At 63.7% G+C, this 15,377-nt stretch carries 13 protein-coding genes; 6 read left to right on the forward strand and 7 right to left on the reverse strand.

Annotated features, from left to right (window positions below; translation table 11 throughout):
- Positions 1 to 112: 112 nt before the first annotated feature.
- Positions 113 to 637 carry a methylated-DNA--[protein]-cysteine S-methyltransferase gene (locus CTR53_RS12870; protein WP_290813910.1) on the reverse strand — a complete coding sequence of 175 codons (525 nt, stop codon included), beginning with the start codon at positions 635 to 637 and terminating at the stop codon, positions 113 to 115.
- Between the two features lie 118 nt (positions 638 to 755).
- Between CTR53_RS12870 and CTR53_RS12875 the strand changes: the two genes are divergently transcribed.
- Positions 756 to 1,901 carry a GTP-binding protein gene (locus CTR53_RS12875; protein WP_290813913.1) on the forward strand — a complete coding sequence of 382 codons (1,146 nt, stop codon included), beginning with the start codon at positions 756 to 758 and terminating at the stop codon, positions 1,899 to 1,901.
- 8 nt (positions 1,902 to 1,909) lie between these two features.
- Positions 1,910 to 2,947 (forward strand): WD40 repeat domain-containing protein, encoded by a 1,038-nt coding sequence (locus tag CTR53_RS12880; protein ID WP_290813915.1) that lies wholly within the window; start codon positions 1,910 to 1,912, stop codon positions 2,945 to 2,947.
- Positions 2,948 to 2,999: 52 nt separating this feature from the next.
- Here CTR53_RS12880 and holA read toward each other — a convergent pair whose 3' ends face one another.
- From holA to CTR53_RS12900, 4 genes are read right to left on the reverse strand one after another with little or no spacing between them, the layout of a single operon-like run.
- On the reverse strand, positions 3,000 to 4,016 hold the full coding sequence (gene holA / locus CTR53_RS12885; protein ID WP_290813917.1) for a DNA polymerase III subunit delta: 1,017 nt from the start codon (positions 4,014 to 4,016) through the stop codon (positions 3,000 to 3,002).
- A complete protein-coding gene (gene lptE / locus CTR53_RS12890) occupies positions 4,013 to 4,630 on the reverse strand; it encodes an LPS assembly lipoprotein LptE (protein ID WP_290813919.1) in 618 nt (205 codons plus the stop codon). The genes holA and lptE overlap by 4 nt, the downstream gene beginning before the upstream one ends.
- Positions 4,617 to 7,187 carry a leucine--tRNA ligase gene (gene leuS, locus CTR53_RS12895; RefSeq protein WP_290813922.1) on the reverse strand — a complete coding sequence of 857 codons (2,571 nt, stop codon included), beginning with the start codon at positions 7,185 to 7,187 and terminating at the stop codon, positions 4,617 to 4,619. Before leuS ends, lptE begins: the two co-directional genes overlap by 14 nt.
- 59 nt (positions 7,188 to 7,246) lie before the next feature.
- On the reverse strand, positions 7,247 to 7,777 hold the full coding sequence (locus CTR53_RS12900; RefSeq protein WP_290813925.1) for a DUF3576 domain-containing protein: 531 nt from the start codon (positions 7,775 to 7,777) through the stop codon (positions 7,247 to 7,249).
- A 216-nt stretch (positions 7,778 to 7,993) separates the two neighbouring features.
- On the opposite strand from CTR53_RS12900, the gene CTR53_RS12905 reads away from it, so the two are divergent.
- The 3 genes from CTR53_RS12905 to CTR53_RS12915 all read left to right on the forward strand — a co-directional run bounded on the left by CTR53_RS12905 (position 7,994) and on the right by CTR53_RS12915 (position 11,927).
- Positions 7,994 to 8,884 (forward strand): methyltransferase domain-containing protein, encoded by an 891-nt coding sequence (locus CTR53_RS12905; protein WP_290813927.1) that lies wholly within the window; start codon positions 7,994 to 7,996, stop codon positions 8,882 to 8,884.
- A 290-nt stretch (positions 8,885 to 9,174) separates the two neighbouring features.
- Positions 9,175 to 10,329, forward strand: coding sequence for a porin (locus CTR53_RS12910; protein ID WP_290813930.1), 1,155 nt, complete (start codon positions 9,175 to 9,177; stop codon positions 10,327 to 10,329).
- Positions 10,330 to 10,661: 332 nt separating this feature from the next.
- The gene (locus CTR53_RS12915) at positions 10,662 to 11,927 is read left to right on the forward strand and encodes a hypothetical protein (protein ID WP_290813933.1); all 1,266 of its coding nucleotides are present in this window, start codon (positions 10,662 to 10,664) and stop codon (positions 11,925 to 11,927) included.
- Between the two features lie 62 nt (positions 11,928 to 11,989).
- Here CTR53_RS12915 and ubiB read toward each other — a convergent pair whose 3' ends face one another.
- Together ubiB and ubiE are read right to left on the reverse strand one after the other, a co-directional pair.
- A complete protein-coding gene (gene ubiB, locus CTR53_RS12920) occupies positions 11,990 to 13,552 on the reverse strand; it encodes a 2-polyprenylphenol 6-hydroxylase (protein WP_290813935.1) in 1,563 nt (520 codons plus the stop codon).
- Between the two features lie 13 nt (positions 13,553 to 13,565).
- Complete coding sequence (gene ubiE, locus CTR53_RS12925; RefSeq protein WP_290813938.1) at positions 13,566 to 14,324, reverse strand: bifunctional demethylmenaquinone methyltransferase/2-methoxy-6-polyprenyl-1,4-benzoquinol methylase UbiE; 759 nt, start codon at positions 14,322 to 14,324, stop codon at positions 13,566 to 13,568.
- Positions 14,325 to 14,385: 61 nt separating this feature from the next.
- On the opposite strand from ubiE, the gene mutM reads away from it, so the two are divergent.
- On the forward strand, positions 14,386 to 15,210 hold the full coding sequence (gene mutM / locus CTR53_RS12930; RefSeq protein ID WP_290813940.1) for a bifunctional DNA-formamidopyrimidine glycosylase/DNA-(apurinic or apyrimidinic site) lyase: 825 nt from the start codon (positions 14,386 to 14,388) through the stop codon (positions 15,208 to 15,210).
- Positions 15,211 to 15,377 lie beyond the last annotated feature (167 nt).

Here is a 15,377-nt window from a genome sequence, read left to right on the forward strand (position 1 = left end):
AAACCGGGGAAACTCTAAGCAGCGTGAGGGAGGGCGGCAACCGGCAGGGCCGTGACCGTGTAACCCGGTTACAACCAGGAAAGCAAAAGCGGGGAAATTGGTTCGGATAAGTTCAGAACAGGCTGACCTGCTCCGAGGGCACATAGGCGCCCTCGTGGCGCAGCAGCCAGCGCTTGGTCTCCAGCCCGCCCTTGCCGGAATAGCCGCCGGCATCGCCGCCGGCCGCCAGAATCCGGTGGCAGGGGATGATCACCGGGATCGGATTGGCGCCGCAGGCGCTGCCCACCGCGCGCGCATCCACCGTGCCGGTGCCGACGGCGCTGGCGGCTTCGCCATAGCTGCGCGTGCGGCCGGCCGGAATCGCCAGCATGAAATCCCACACGGCCTGCTGGAATTCCGTGCCGGCCGGATCGAGCGGCAGGTCGAACTGGAATTTGCCATCCCGGAAATAGATTTCCAGCTGGCGCGCTGCTTCATCCAACAGGGCCTGGGCCTCGGGCGGCGTATCGATATCGGCCGCCTTCGCCCCCCGGCCACCCCAGTCCAGCTTCACGATGGCCTGCGTGGTGGCGAAAACGGTGAGCGAGCCCAGCGGGCTCGGCAGGGTCAGGCTGTAGGTGGCGCGGTTTTTCGTCATCGGTTCTGATACTTGACTGGTGCAGCCGGAAGGCTGGACTTCAACCTTCAGGCCACTATGGTTACGCCCAAATTCCACACATCAATAGCATGGCCGGACCGGCCGGAGATATCCGCTTATGTCACAGTCATTGTCCGATTTCGACAAGACGCCCGTCACGGTTCTTACCGGTTATCTGGGCGCCGGCAAGACCACCTTGCTGAACCGCATCCTGACCGAGAATCACGGCAAGAAATACGCCGTCATCATCAATGAATTCGGCGAAATCGGCATCGACAACGAACTGGTGGTGGATGCCGACGAGGAAGTCTTCGAGATGAACAACGGCTGCATCTGCTGCACCGTGCGCGGCGACCTGATCCGCATCATCGAAGGCCTGTTCAAGCGCAAGGATCGCTTCGACGCCATCGTGGTGGAAACCACCGGCCTGGCCGATCCGGGCCCGGTGGCGCAGACCTTCTTCGTCGATGACGACGTGTCGCGCCGCGCCCGCCTCGATTCCATCGTCACCGTGGTGGATGCGCGCCACCTGCCGGCCCGCCTGAAGGACAGCCGCGAAGCCGAGGAACAGATCGCCTTTGCCGATGTGATCGTGCTGAACAAGACCGATCTGGTCAGCCCGGCCGAACTGGCTGAGGTCGAGCGCCGCATCCGCAGCGTGAACAAGTTCGCGCAGATCCATCATGCGACGAAGTGCGACGTGGCGCTCGACAAAGTGCTGGACCGCGGCGCCTTCGATCTCAACCGCATCCTCGATCTCGAGCCGGACTTCCTGAAGAACAATCCGGCCCATGGCGAAGCCGGCCATGTGCATGACGAGCATTGTGGGCACGATCATCACCACGATCACGGCCATCACGATCATCATGGTCATGGGCACAACCCGGCCCATGGCGAAGCTGGCCATGTGCATGACGAACATTGCGGCCATGATCACCATCACGACCATGGTGACAGTATCCACGACACGACCGTGAAGAGCGTGTCGCTGAAGCTGGATACGCCGGTCGATTCGCGCAAGTTCGATGCCTGGATCGGCGAACTGCTCGCCACCAAGGGCCAGGACATCCTGCGCAGCAAGGGCATTCTCGACTTCAAGGGCAGCGACAAGCGCTTCGTCTTCCAGGCCGTGCATATGATCAAGGATGGCGATTTCCAGCGCGACTGGCGCAGCGATGAAGACCGCGTCTCGCGTCTGGTCTTCATCGGTCGCGAGCTCGACCGCGATGCCCTGCAGCAGGGCTTCGAGGGTTGCCGCGCCTGATGTCGACCATGGGTAAAGCGTCTCCCGGCACGCAGGTCGGTTTCAAAGCCTATCTCTGGCAGTTCCAGTCGGGCGTGGTGGCGGTGGCCAGCGCCGATTCCGCCGGCCATGCCGGCTTCGGCCTCGGCGACGGTTCGATCGCGCTGCGGCCGTTCGATACTCCGGATGCCGAGACTACGCGGCGGCTGATCGCGCATCCCGACTCTGCGCTGCTGTGCCTCGCCGCCTCGCCCGATGGCAAAGGTTTCGTCTCCGGCGGCGATGACGGCCGCCTGATGCTGACAACTGTCGATGGAGAAGGCAGCGAGTTGGCGAGCGTGCCGCGCAAATGGATCGAGCATGTCGCTGTTGCCGATAATGGTGGCGGCATTGCCTACGCAGCCGGCAAGCGTGTCGGCCTGCTGGATGGCGAAGGCCGTCCGGTGGCGATATTCGAGGATCATCCCAGCACGGTGGCCGGCCTTGCCTTCAATCCGAAGGGCAAGCGTCTGGTGGCAGCCCATTACGGTGGCGTGTCGCTGTGGTGGTGCAAGGCAGATGCCCAGCCGGCGAAAAGGCTGAACTGGAAAGGCTCGCATATCGCCGCCACCTGGTCGCCGGACGGCAAGTTCGTCATGACGGCGACGCAGGAAAACGAACTGCATGGCTGGCGGCTGGCTGACTCGGCCGATATGCGGATGAGCGGCTATCCGACCAAACCGCGTTCCTTAAGCTGGTCGAAGGACGGCCGCTGGCTCGCCACTTCGGGTGCCGAAGTGGTGGTGGTGTGGGATTGCAAGGGCAAGGGTCCGATGGGCACTGCGCCGCTCGAACTCAGCCGCGGTGCGATCGTCACCGCCGTGGCCTGCCATCCGCGCCATGGCCTGATCGCTTCGGGCCATGCCGACGGCCAGATCCGCATGGGCCGTATCAGCGACGAGTCGAGTATCGAACTGGAAAAGCTCGGCGCGGCGTCGGTCACCTCGCTGGCCTGGAGCCGCGACGGACGTTATCTGATCGCCGGCGGCGAAGACGGTTCAGCCGGGATTCTCGATTTCGGGATGTAAACACCCTCACCCCAACCCTCTCCCGCTTGCGGGAGAGGGTTGGGGTGAGGGCCTATCGTGAAACCTTTGCCGCCCGCGCAATGCGCAGCAGCGCATCGCCGCAGGCGCTGGCGGCCGGCATGCCGGTGCTTTTCGCCATCAGCTCGGCATCGGTGAGGATTTCCAGCGCGCGCATCAGTCGCTCGCTCGACCAGGTGCGCATCTGCCGTTCGAAACCGGCGCTGCGCGTCCAGTGCACGCCCAGCCGCTTCGGATCCATCGCGTTGCCGGCCTCGCGGCTGGCCGCGGCCAGATGCAGCTTCTGGCCATGCTTCTGCGCCACGCGCAGAATCGCCACCGGCGATTCCCCGGCGCCCTCGCAGCGCGTCAGCGCGTCGGTCAGCTGGTTGAAGTCGCCGCCGAAAGCGGCAAAGGCGGCGTCATCCAGGAACAAGGTCGAGCTGTCGCCGATCACCGCCTCGCAGTCTTGCAGGCTGATCGGCGTGGTGTCGTCGCCCTTGTAGAGCAGCAGCTTGGCGATCTCGCCGCGCGTGATCATGCGGTCGGCACCCAGGTTGTCGAGCAGGTAGGCCATGGCGTCGGGCGCGATCTTCTTGCCGGCCTCCTTCACCATATCCTCAGCCAGACCCTGCAGTGCGCGGCTGTCGTCGGCATAACAGCCCAGCGCTACCCCGATATCAGCATCCTCGAAGGCGACGCGTAGCGACGAGCGCGGCGTCAGTTCGCCGGCCTCGACCACGATCAGCGCATCGCCGACCGCAGCCTTGAAAAATTCAGCAAACAGCTTGCCGTTGCGGTCGCCGGCACCCGAGATCATCACCACGCGACGGCCGCCGGTCAGCGCCATCGCCGCCGCTTCATCGGCCAGGCGTGCCGGATCGTCCTGCAGCTGCGCGCCGGTCAAGGTGGCGACGCGGAACGGATCGCTTAAGTCGGGGCAGGCGCTTTGCGCGATCGCCTTGGCGCGTTCGCGGATCAGGCCGGCATCGCTGCCGAACAGCAGCACCGCGCGGATCTCAGGCCGGGGCCGCCTGACGAAGCCCTCGACCTCGCGCGCGGCCAGCTTCATTGCAGCAGGCCGCGCTGCAGCTCGGGCCGCTGCTGGACGGGTAACAGCTGAGCCGGCAACTGCTGACCACGCTGCTGCTGCTCCAGACGGCGCCGTTCCATTTCCGGCTTGCGGTCGAAGTAATTGCCCAGTCGCAGGCGAATCTGTTCGGCGACATCGCGCAGGGCGCGCTCGCGGGCATTTTTCTCACTGACCAGATTTGCGTAGTCAGCCTGGGTCACGTTGAACGAAGCTTGACTGGTTGCAGATATTGAAAACAGGTTGCCGCCGGTCTGGTAGTCGCGAAGATAGACAACGGCAGTCACCTGCAGATTGTTACGGGTGATCTCTTCGCTGCGCGTGACGAAGACCGAGCCAAGCGTTTCAGTGAGGCGATAGTCCAGTCGATAGGCGGGGCGGTCCGGCTGGCCGAGGGGAGTGAGGGTATCGACCAGATGATTGCGCAGTTGCTGCGAGGGTCGATCCTCAGGCTGGGCAATGCTGATCTGGGAAAATTCCTTCACCGTACTGGTATTGCCGGCCTGCTTGTACAGCGGCCGGAAGCCGCAGCCGGTCGCAACGCCGGTCAGCAGCAGGCTGACTGCCAGTATACGGATGGGCCTAGACCACGACATTGACGATCCGGTTCGGCACGACGATCACCTTGCGCACGGGTTTGCCGTCGATGGCACGCACGACATTGTCGTTGGCCAGCGCCAGTTTTTCCAGCTCGGGCTGCGCCATGTCGCGGGCAACTTCGATGGTGGCGCGCAGCTTGCCGGACACCTGAACTGCGATGGTGACGGTCTCGTCGCGCGCCAGGTCGGCATCGGCGACCGGCCAGGGCTGCTCCAACAGCAGGCCGTCATGGCCGAGTGCCTGCCAGATTTCCTCGGCCAGATGCGGCACCATCGGACCGATCAGCTTGGCTAGCGTTTCCAAAGCCTCGCGTCGCGCCCAGGCGGTGGCCGCGTCGTCGCCCTTGGCGGCTTCCAGCAAATTGGCGAATTCATGGATGCGCGCCACTGCCTTGTTGAAATGGAACTGCTCCAGATCCTGCGTCAGCGCCGCAACGGTCTTGTGCAACTCGCGGCGCAGCTCCTCTGCCGCCGCCGGCCAGTCGGCCGGCTTGGGCGAAGCCTTGGCAGCGATGGGCCCGCGCGGCTCGGAAACCAGACGCCACAAACGCTGGGTAAAGCGCCAGGCGCCTTCGACGCCGGACTCGCTCCATTCCAGGTCGCGTTCCGGCGGGCTGTCGGAGAGCATGAACCAGCGCGCGGTATCGGCGCCATAGGTATCGATGATCAGGCCGGGGTCGATGACGTTTTTCTTCGACTTCGACATTTTCTCGGTGCGACCCACCGTCACCGGCTCGCTGGTGCGCAGATGCACCACCTTGCCGCCGTCCTTCTTCACTTCGGTCGGTTCCAGCCAGGCGCCGTTCGCGTCGCGATAGGTTTCATGGCAGACCATGCCCTGCGTGAACAGACCGGCAAACGGCTCGCCGCTTTTCAGCGACAGATGTCCGGTGTCGCGCAGTGCGCGGGTGAAGAAGCGCGAATACAGCAGGTGCAGGATCGCATGCTCGATGCCGCCGATATACTGGTCCACCGGCATCCAGTAATCGACTTCGTCCTGCACCATGGGCACATCGGCGCGCGGGCTGCAGAAGCGGGCGAAATACCAGGATGAGTCGACGAAGGTATCGCAGGTGTCGGTTTCGCGCCGCGCCGCCTTGCCGCAGGTCGGGCAGTTCACATGCTTCCAGGTCGGATGATGATCGAGCGGGTTGCCGGGCTTGTCGAAGGTGACATCATCGGGCAGTTGTACCGGCAGATCCTGTTTCGGCACCGGCACGATGCCGCAGGCGTCGCAATGGATCACCGGGATCGGGCAGCCCCAGTAGCGCTGGCGCGACACGCCCCAGTCGCGCAGGCGGAAGGTGACGGTGCCTTCACCGGCCTTGAGTTCTTCCAGCTTTTTGATCGCCGCGCGCTTGGCAGCAGCGACATCAAGGCCATCAAGGAAACCGGAATTGATCGCGACTGTATTGTCTGTCTCGGTGAAAGCCTCGGTACCGATCTCGATACTGCTCTGGCCTTTCAGTGCGACAACCGCCTTGACTGAAAGATCGTATTTGCGCGCGAAATCCAGGTCGCGCTGGTCATGGCCCGGGCAGCCGAAGATCGCGCCGGTGCCGTATTCCATCAGCACGAAATTCGCCACATAGACCGGCAGGGTCCAGTTCGGATCGAAGGGATGCAGGCCTTCGATATCGATGCGATAGCCCTTCTTCTCGGCCTTCTCGAGTTCGGCTTCCGCAGTACCGCTCTGGCGGCAGTCCTCGATGAAGGCGGCCAGCTTGGCGTCGTTTTTTGCTGCTTCGGTGGCCAGCGGATGATCGGCGGCAATCGCGATGAAGCTGGCGCCGAACAGCGTGTCAGGCCGCGTCGAGTAAACCTCGATTTTGTCGGGACGATTTTTCAGCGCAAAGGAGAAGCGTGCGCCTTCGGATTTGCCGATCCAGTTCTGCTGCATCAGCTTGACGCGTTCGGGCCAGCGCTCCAGGCCATCCTGTAAGGCAGCGAGCAGATCGTCTGCGTAAGCCGTGATCCTGAGGAACCACTGCGACAGCTTGCGGCGCTCGACCACGGCACCGGAACGCCAGCCGCGGCCGTCGATCACCTGCTCGTTGGCGAGCACGGTGTGATCCACCGGATCCCAGTTGACGAAGCTTTCCTTGCGGTCGATCAGGCCGGCCTTGAGGAAATCGAGGAAGATTTCCTGCTGGTATTTGTAGTAGCCCGGATGGCAGGTCGCGAATTCGCGGCTCCAGTCCAGAGAGAGCCCCATGCGCTGCAGTTCGGCGCGCATGTTGGCGATGTTGTCGTAGGTCCAGGCGGCGGGATGCACCTTCTTTTCCTGCGCGGCATTCTCCGCCGGCAGGCCGAAGGCATCCCAGCCCATCGGATGCAGCACATTGAAGCCGCGCGCCCGTTTGTAGCGCGCGACAACGTCGCCCAGCGTGTAGTTGCGCACATGGCCCATATGGATGCGTCCCGACGGATAGGGAAACATCTCCAGCACGTAGTATTTCGGGCGCTTGGGATTGGCTTCGGCACGAAAGGCCTGGCGCTCATTCCAGGCGGCCTGCCATTTGGTTTCGACCGCCTTGGCGTTATAGCGGGACATCAACGATTCCGGTGTTGAACGAATGCGGGTGGTGTGCGGTGGGCGTCAGGCACGGCCGGTCAGCGGCGCGCCTCGGCCTCCATGCGGAATTCGCGGGCGCGCTGCAGGATGGCGTTTTCCATGCTGACTGCAGTATTGGGCGCGGCAGCCTGGTCGGCCCAGTTGTCGCCCTGCCGCACCTGGCGGAACACGGCAACGCGGATACCGTCGGCGCGCAGCGCGCGATCGAGGATGTAGACATTCACCTTGAAGCGCTCGGCCGGCGTCTGCGGCGGGGTATACCAGTCGGTGATGATCACGCCGCCGAAAGGATCGGCCGAGACCAGCGGCATGAAGGATACGGTGTCCAGCGTGGCGCGCCACAGGAAACTGTTGACGCCGATGCCGCCACCGCCGCCTTCGTCTTTCTTCTTGTCGCCGCCCAGGATGTTCAGGCCGCCGGAGCCGAAAACCGACTGCCGCGGAGCCGTCGGGGCCGGATCATAGGTGCCGTACTGGTTCTTTTCCGGAAAGTAGGTCTGGGTCTCGCCGTCGCCGCGGGCGGCGCAGCCGGACAGGGCAAGCAGTGCGATCAACGCGCAGGACAGCATCGCTCCGCGATGCGAAAAATCCCGGCGGTACAAACAGGTTGGGCGCACAGACGCCATCGTGGCAATCCTCCAGAAACGCATACTGCAGCAACGGGCCCGCAGTCTATAACAGCCCCGGTTGACCGGCCAGTATTAGGCCTGCCGGATTGGCGGGATTGTCAGGCCGGGCGAAAGGGCTTAAGTCCGGGCGCGACGTCGGCCACGAGTCAGCTGGACATGAATTCGAACACGCAGTCGGCCCAGGATCTTTTGCAGCTCGCCTGGCAGGCCCAGTCGACCGGGCAGCTCGACCGGGCAGCTGAAATTTACCGGAAAGCGCTCGACCTCGAGGAAACTGCGCCATCCTGGCTGGGGTTGGGCCAGTGCCATCTCGAGCGCAAAGACCCGTCGGCCGCGCTGGCGGCCTTCCGGCGTGCCCAGGCCCTGATGCCGCAATCGGGTGCGATCCGGCATATGGTCGACATGCTGGAGGGCAGCCGGGTGCCGGATCGGGCGCCGGACGACTATGTCGTCTGGGTTTTCGACGGCCATGCCGAGAGTTTCGAGGCCCATCTGGCGGCGCTGAATTATCGGGGACCGCAGATGGTCGCCGGCCTGGCCGAGGGCATCTGGGCCAAAGACGGCAGCCGGGCGATCCTCGATCTGGGCTGTGGCACCGGGCTGAATGCACCGATATTCAGGCCTTATGCGCAGCGGCTGGATGGTGTCGACCTGGCGCCGCGGATGCTGCAGCAGGCATCCCGCCGTGGCGGCTACGACCATCTTTACAAGGCCGAGGCGCATGCCTTCCTGCGCCGTCCACCCTGCCGCTACGACGTTGTCCTCGCCACCGATGTCTTCATCTATATCGGGCAGCTGGACGAGATATTTTCTCTTTCAGAACAATATCTTAATAAAAACGGCGAATTGCTGTTCACGGTCGAGCTGACTGCGGGCGCACAGCCGGTGGAACTGCGGTCCAGCGGTCGCTTCCGGCAGACCGACACCTATATCCGTATGCTGGCCGAGCGGACCGGATTCGCCGTTGCCGCCACCCATGACGAGGCGCTCCGAGTCGAAAACGGTGTGCCAGAGGCCGGGCGTGCCTACCGACTCGTGCGCCGATAGGCTGCGGCATTAACCGCGCCTTCATATCCTGGCCCCAATCACGATCCGCAGATCACCGGCGCATGAAGAGTTATCTATTTGATGTAGAAAGAAAATAAATGGCTGTTGGCGATTCTGTGTGGCGCAATTGCAACACCGGTTCCAAAAGTCTCGGGAAAAGTGCTGCTTTAATTGACACTTGCGGGGCGCAAATGGCTTGATCCTCGGCGATCAGCGGCCCGTCTGGCTGTTTGTTCAATGCTAGTGACTAGCACTGCAACCCTAATCCCGGTGGGAGAGGAAAGAGGAAAATGAAGAAGACTCTGCTTCTGCAAACGGCGCTCGTTGCCGCTGCCGGCCTGTTCGTGGCCGATATCGCTAACGCGCAGACCAAGGAAGTTCCGCTCGGCCTGACGGTCGGCGGTTACTACAATCAGCTCCTGCAGTGGCAGGACCGCTCGCCGAACGGCGGCCAGTCCGACCATGGCATCAAGCAGGACTCGGAAATCCATTTCAATTTCCGTGGCGTCCTGGCGAACGGCACCGTGATCGGTGGCCGCGTTGAACTGGAGTCCGGCACCTACGGCGACCAGATCGACGAAACCTACATGTTCGTCGAGCACACCGAATTCGGCCGCGCTGAAATCGGTTCGATGGACTCGGTCACCACCAAGATGATCTACGGTGCGCCGAATTCGCTGCCGAACTACAGCACCACGGTGCAGTCGGAATACTCGGCGGTGAACAACGCCCCGCTGATGCGTTTCGCCAACAACATGGACGACACCAATCACATCAACCTGTACTCGGCTTCGAACCGCTACTTCGGCTCGAAGGCGGGCAAGGGCCTGCAGATCGGCGTCGCCTACTCGCCGGACAACTGCCAGGATCTGACCACGACCGGCACGCAAAACGGTTGCGGCAATGGTTTCTTCAGCCCGGTCGGTCTTGAGCAGCAGTTCAACGCTGCCGCCAACTACCTCGAGTCGTTTGGTGCCGTCGACGTTGCCCTCTACGCTGGCTATAACAGCGTGAAGGTTCTCGGCACTGGCGCCGCGACTGCCCCGAGCAGCCGTGAGAGTGGCTGGCAGGGTGGCGCGACCTTCGGCTACAACCTGGGCGACGGTTCGCTGATCCAGGTCGGCGGTGCCTACACCAACGAAGACGTGACTGCGGTTCGTGAGCGCAAGGGCTGGACTGCCGGCGTGCGCTACCTGACCAACGGTGCGACCCCGGGCTCGGTCGGTATCGGCTTCGAATATGCCGACCGCAACGAGAGCAACTCGGCTGGCGCGGCCACCCGTGCGGGCGATCTGGAATACTGGCATGTCGGCCTGACCTACCAGGTCGCCGCCGGCATCCTGGGCTTCGTTGGCGTCGGTGTGTCCGACACCACCGATACCGTTACCGCTGGCAGCAACGTCGACCAGACCTTCGGCGTTGTCGGTGTCAACCTGACGTTCTAATCCACTCTTCGGATTGGATGGAGAAGGGCGGGGATTTCCCCGCCCTTTTTCTTTTTGGGGAATTGAATCGCGGTGGCGGCCGGCAGTTTCGGATATGACGGGCGGACTGGGTTGTCCGGGATGATTTGGTCCTGGGCCTGTGACGGCCGACACAGGAATGGATGCCCGATTTGCCACACCACTGCGGAAAGCATCCGGCTTTCGCGGAATTGCGTAACGGCGGCCTGCACTTGCGTTGACTTCGGTCCGTAGACGATCTTACTTCGTGGCGTGGTGAAGCCGTGGGCCATCGCTTTGGCGCTGACAGGTCAATCAAAACCCAAGGACTCCGCATGAAAAAGACGCTCCTGCTCCAGACTGCCCTGGTGGCGACCGCCGGCCTGTTCCTGGCCGATATTGCCTCCGCCCAGACCAAGGAAGTGCCGATCGCCGTCACCGTCGGTGGCTACATGGCCCAGGTCTTCAAGGCTGCCGATCTCGACAATAGCCGCACCCTGAATGGCCGCCAGAACAACGGCTTTTCGACGGATGCGGAAATCTATTTCAACATCCGCGGCGTGCTGGCCGACGGCACCGTGATCGGCGGCCGCGTCGAACTGGAAGGCTCCACTGAAGCCGACCAGATCGATGAGACCTATATGTTCGTCGAGCGCAGCGATATCGGCCGTGTGGAACTCGGCTCGACCGATCGTGCGGCCTCCAAGATGGTTTTCGGCGCCCCCACAGCCATCCCCGGCTATGGCACCATCGACCCGACTGGTGCGATCTCCATCACCAATGCGCCGACCGGCGCACGCACCAGCGGCAATCTGACCAAGTTCGCCGGCGCACCGGATGATGCCAATGGCATCAACCTCTACACCTCGGCCAACCGTTACTTCGGTTCCAAGGCGGGCAAGGGCCTGCAGCTCGGCTTCTCCTACACGCCGGACGGCTGCCAGGACTTCAGCAATGCCGGCAGCACGATCGGCTGCGGCGGCGGCTTTACCGCGGACAACGATGCCGGCCAGGTCTCGAAGGCCTATACCTTTGCGGCCAATTATCTTGAATCCTTCGGGGCCCTCGATATCGGTGTCTTCGGTGCCTACAACCGCTTCGACATCGAAGCCAACAGCGCCGGTTCGCTGACGAACGGTTCGGCCACCCTGTTCAAGAGCGATGGTCTCGAAGGCTGGGCGGTCGGCACCACGGTGACCTACAACATCGGCGACGGTTCGTCGGTGCAGGTCGGCGGCGCCTGGAAGAAGGAAGAAATGGGCGTCGGTCCGAACGACGAGCGCAATGTCTACACTGCCGGCGCGCGTTATCTGACCAACGGCACCAACCCGGGTTCCTTCGGCGTCGGTGTCGACTGGGCCAAGACCAAGGCTGACCAGGGCAACATCGCCGGCACCGCGGTCAGCGGTGAGGACGAGTACACCTGGGTCTCGCTCGGCGTGACCTATCAGATCGCCAGCGGCATCGTCGCCTTCGGCGGTGTCGGCCAGTATGAGTATGAAGACGCCATCGCGGCCGGCACGGTCGTCGGCGGCACGGCTCAGGCCGACAACGACGCCAAGGCGAAGTTCGCCATCGTCGGTGCGCGCCTCGACTTCTAAGTCAGGCCATTATGGCAAACGGGAGAGGGCCGCAGCGGTGCGGCCCTTTTCTTTTTCCGGGATTACAGGAACAGCGCCAGCACGAGCAGCGCGGCCACTGTCCACAAAGCCCAGAGCAGCGGCCGGCGGCGGCGCGCATTGGCCAGGGCCTGGCTCTCGGCCAGCGCCGCAATACTGGCCGGGCTGAGCTGCAGGCCTTCCGTCTTGGCAGTTTCGGCCAGCACTTCCAGATCGCGCGCCACCTGCGGCAGCTTGCGGGCGAAATTCATCATGCTGCCGGCGGTTTCGCGTATGTAGGCTTCCGGGCCCATATGCGCGCGCGCCCAGTCCTCGATCACCGGGCGGGCCGCGTCCCAGAAATTGATCTCGGGGTCCAGGCTGCGCGCCACGCCTTCCACCGTCACCATGGTCTTCTGCAGCAGCAGCAGATGGGTCTGCGTCTGCATGCCAAAGGTTTCGGTGATCTGGAACAGCTGAGCTAAAAGTCGACCGACCGAAATCTCCGCCACCGGGCGATCCAGGATCGGTTCGCCGATCGAACGGCAGGCCTGCGCGAAAGCATCGACGCTGCGGTCGGCCGGCACATAGCCGGCCTCGAAATGCACTTCCGCCGCACGGCGCCAGTTCCCGGTCAGGAAGGCGCCCAGCATCTCGGCCATGAAACGCCGCGTCTTGAGATCCAGACGCCCCATGATGCCGAAATCCACCAGCTCTAACCGCCCGTCCGGAGCGACGAAGAGATTGCCGTGATGCATGTCGGCATGGAAATAGCCGTCGCGCAGCGCCTGCTTGAGGAAGACGCGGATCACGCGGTCGGCCACCACCGTCACGTCGATGCCGGCCGCAACCAGCGCCGCCCGGTCTTCGATGGCGGTGCCGCTGATACGCTGCACGGTCATCACGCGCCGCCCGGTGCGCTGCCAGTCGATGGCCGGCACGATCACATCGGCATCGTCGATGAAATTATCGCGCAGTTCCGAGGCGGCTGCCGCTTCCAGCCGCAGGTCGAGTTCGATCGACACCCATTCGGCCAGCGCCAGCACCACCTCGCGCGGCCGCAGGCGCGCCATGCCGGCGAGATGGCGCTCCATCGCCTCAGCCATCCAGGCGAATAGTTTCAGATCGCGCGCAAAGGCCGCTTCCACGCCTGGCCGCAGCACTTTCACCGCCACCGGCAGGCCGGTCGTGGTGGTGGCGAGATGCACCTGCGCCACGCTGGCGGCGGCCACCGGCAGGATCTCGATATCGGCATAGAGCTGTTCGGGCGGCGCGCCGAGTTCGGCGGTGATGATCGCATGCGCCGCTTCCCAGGAAAATGGCGGCAGCTTGTCGCGCAGGCGGCCGAGATCTTCCGCCAGCGCCGGGCCGACCAGATCGGGCCGCACCGACAGCACTTGGCCGAGCTTGATGAAACTGGGGCCGAGATCGGCCAGGGCAGCCGCCAGCCGTTCGCCTTCGCGCAGATCGGGGCGGCGCCTGCCGAACAGGGCCTGGAACAGGCGCAGCGCAGATTTGGCCGTGGCGCCGCCGACCGGCGCCTGCTGCAGCAGGAACAGCGCATCGTGGCGCGCGAAGCAGCGGCCGATGGCGAACAGGCGGAACAGGTGGCGCAGATCGGTCAGCACGGTGTCCAGCCACTCAAATCCGTCGCGCCGAATGCAATGCGGCAATGCCGCCGCTCAGATCGCGTACGGCGACATTGCGGAAGCCGGCCGCCGTGATCATGTCAGCGAAGCGTTCCTGGTTCGGGAAGCGGCGGATGCTTTCCACCAGATAGCGGTAGGAGTCGGCATCGCTGGCGACAATGCCGCCGATTTTCGGCAGCAGGTTGAAACTGTAGAGGTCGTAAATCTTCGCCAGCGCCGGATTGCGCACGGTGGAGAATTCTAGGCACAGAAAACGTCCGCCCGGTTTCAGCACGCGGAAGGCCTCGGTTAGCGCCGCCTCGATATGCGTCACGTTACGGATGCCAAACGCGATGGTATAGGCATCCACCGAACGGTCGGGCAGCGACAGCTTTTCGGCGTCCATGCAGGCCCAGGTCAGGCGGCCGAGCCGTGCCTGGTCGATGGCGCGGTTGCGGCCCTGTTCCAGCATCGCGGCGTTGATATCGGCCACGATCACTTTGGACTGCGGTGCGCGGTCGAGGATGCGGAAGGCGATATCGCCGGTGCCGCCGGCCACGTCCAGCACGGCGATCTCGCCATGCGGATTGAGCCAGTCGATCATGGCGGCTTTCCACAGGCGATGGACGCCGCCCGACATCAGGTCGTTCATGATGTCGTAGCGGCTGGCGACCGAATCGAACACCCCGCGCACCAGGCGCGCCTTTTCGGTCTCGGCTACGGTGCGGAAGCCGAAATGGGTCTCGCTGCTGTCAGAACCTGTCTTGCTCATGGCGGCCAGACCATAGCCGAAATGGGCCCTGAACGGTATAGAGACAGCCCAGAGGATTGCGATGCCCGAATTGCCCGAAGTGGAAACCACCCGCCGGGGACTGGCCCTGAAACTGGAGGGCCGGCGCATCACGCGCATCGAGGCGCGCCGCCCCGATCTGCGCTTTCCGCTGCCGAAGAATTTCGCCAAGTCGATTCAGGGCCGCCGGGTCGAGGCGCTGGAGCGCCGCGCCAAATACATCCTGGTCCGGCTGGAAGGCGATCTGGTCTGGATGATCCATCTCGGCATGTCGGGCCGCATGGTGATCCGCGCCGGCTGGCCCAACGATATCGGGCCGCATGATCATGTGATCTTTGCCACCGAGGACGGCTCGGCCGTCACTTTCAACGATGCGCGCCGCTTCGGCATGATGGATCTGGTGCCTGCGAAGCAACTCGCCACACACCGGCTGCTGGCCGGAATCGGACCTGAGCCGCTCGGCGCGGATTTCACGCCGGCGGTGCTGGCGGCGGCGCTGGCGGGCAAGAAGACACCCATGAAGGCGGCGCTGCTGGACCAGACCGTGGTGGCCGGGCTCGGTAACATCTACGTCTGTGAGGCGCTGTTCCGTGCCGGCATTCATCCCGAGAAGATCGCCGGCACGGTGAAGGCCGACAGGCTGAAGCTGCTGGTGCCTGCCATCAAGGCGGTGCTGAGCGAGGCGGTCGAGGCCGGCGGGTCTTCGTTGCGCGACTACGTGCAGTCGGATGGCGAGCTGGGCTATTTCCAGACCCGCTTCCGGGTCTACGACCGCGAGGGCGAGGCCTGCGTCACCTGCAAATCGAAGGTGCAGCGGATCGTGCAGTCTGGGCGGTCGACTTTCTTTTGCAGGAAGTGCCAGCGCTAGCCATTTTCGTCGTCCCCGCGAAAGCGGGGACCCAGAATCCCGAGACTCAGGCAGTTGCCCCTGGATTCCCGCCCGTCGCGCTTTGCGCGACAGTGTATGTAAGGCGGCAAAGCCGCCGGGCGCGGGAATGACGAGTGATTTTTGGCCATAGTTTGTGTCCTTCCAAG

It is taken from the genome of Ferrovibrio sp., assembly GCF_002796975.1.
Taxonomy (GTDB): Bacteria; Pseudomonadota; Alphaproteobacteria; order Ferrovibrionales; family Ferrovibrionaceae; genus Ferrovibrio.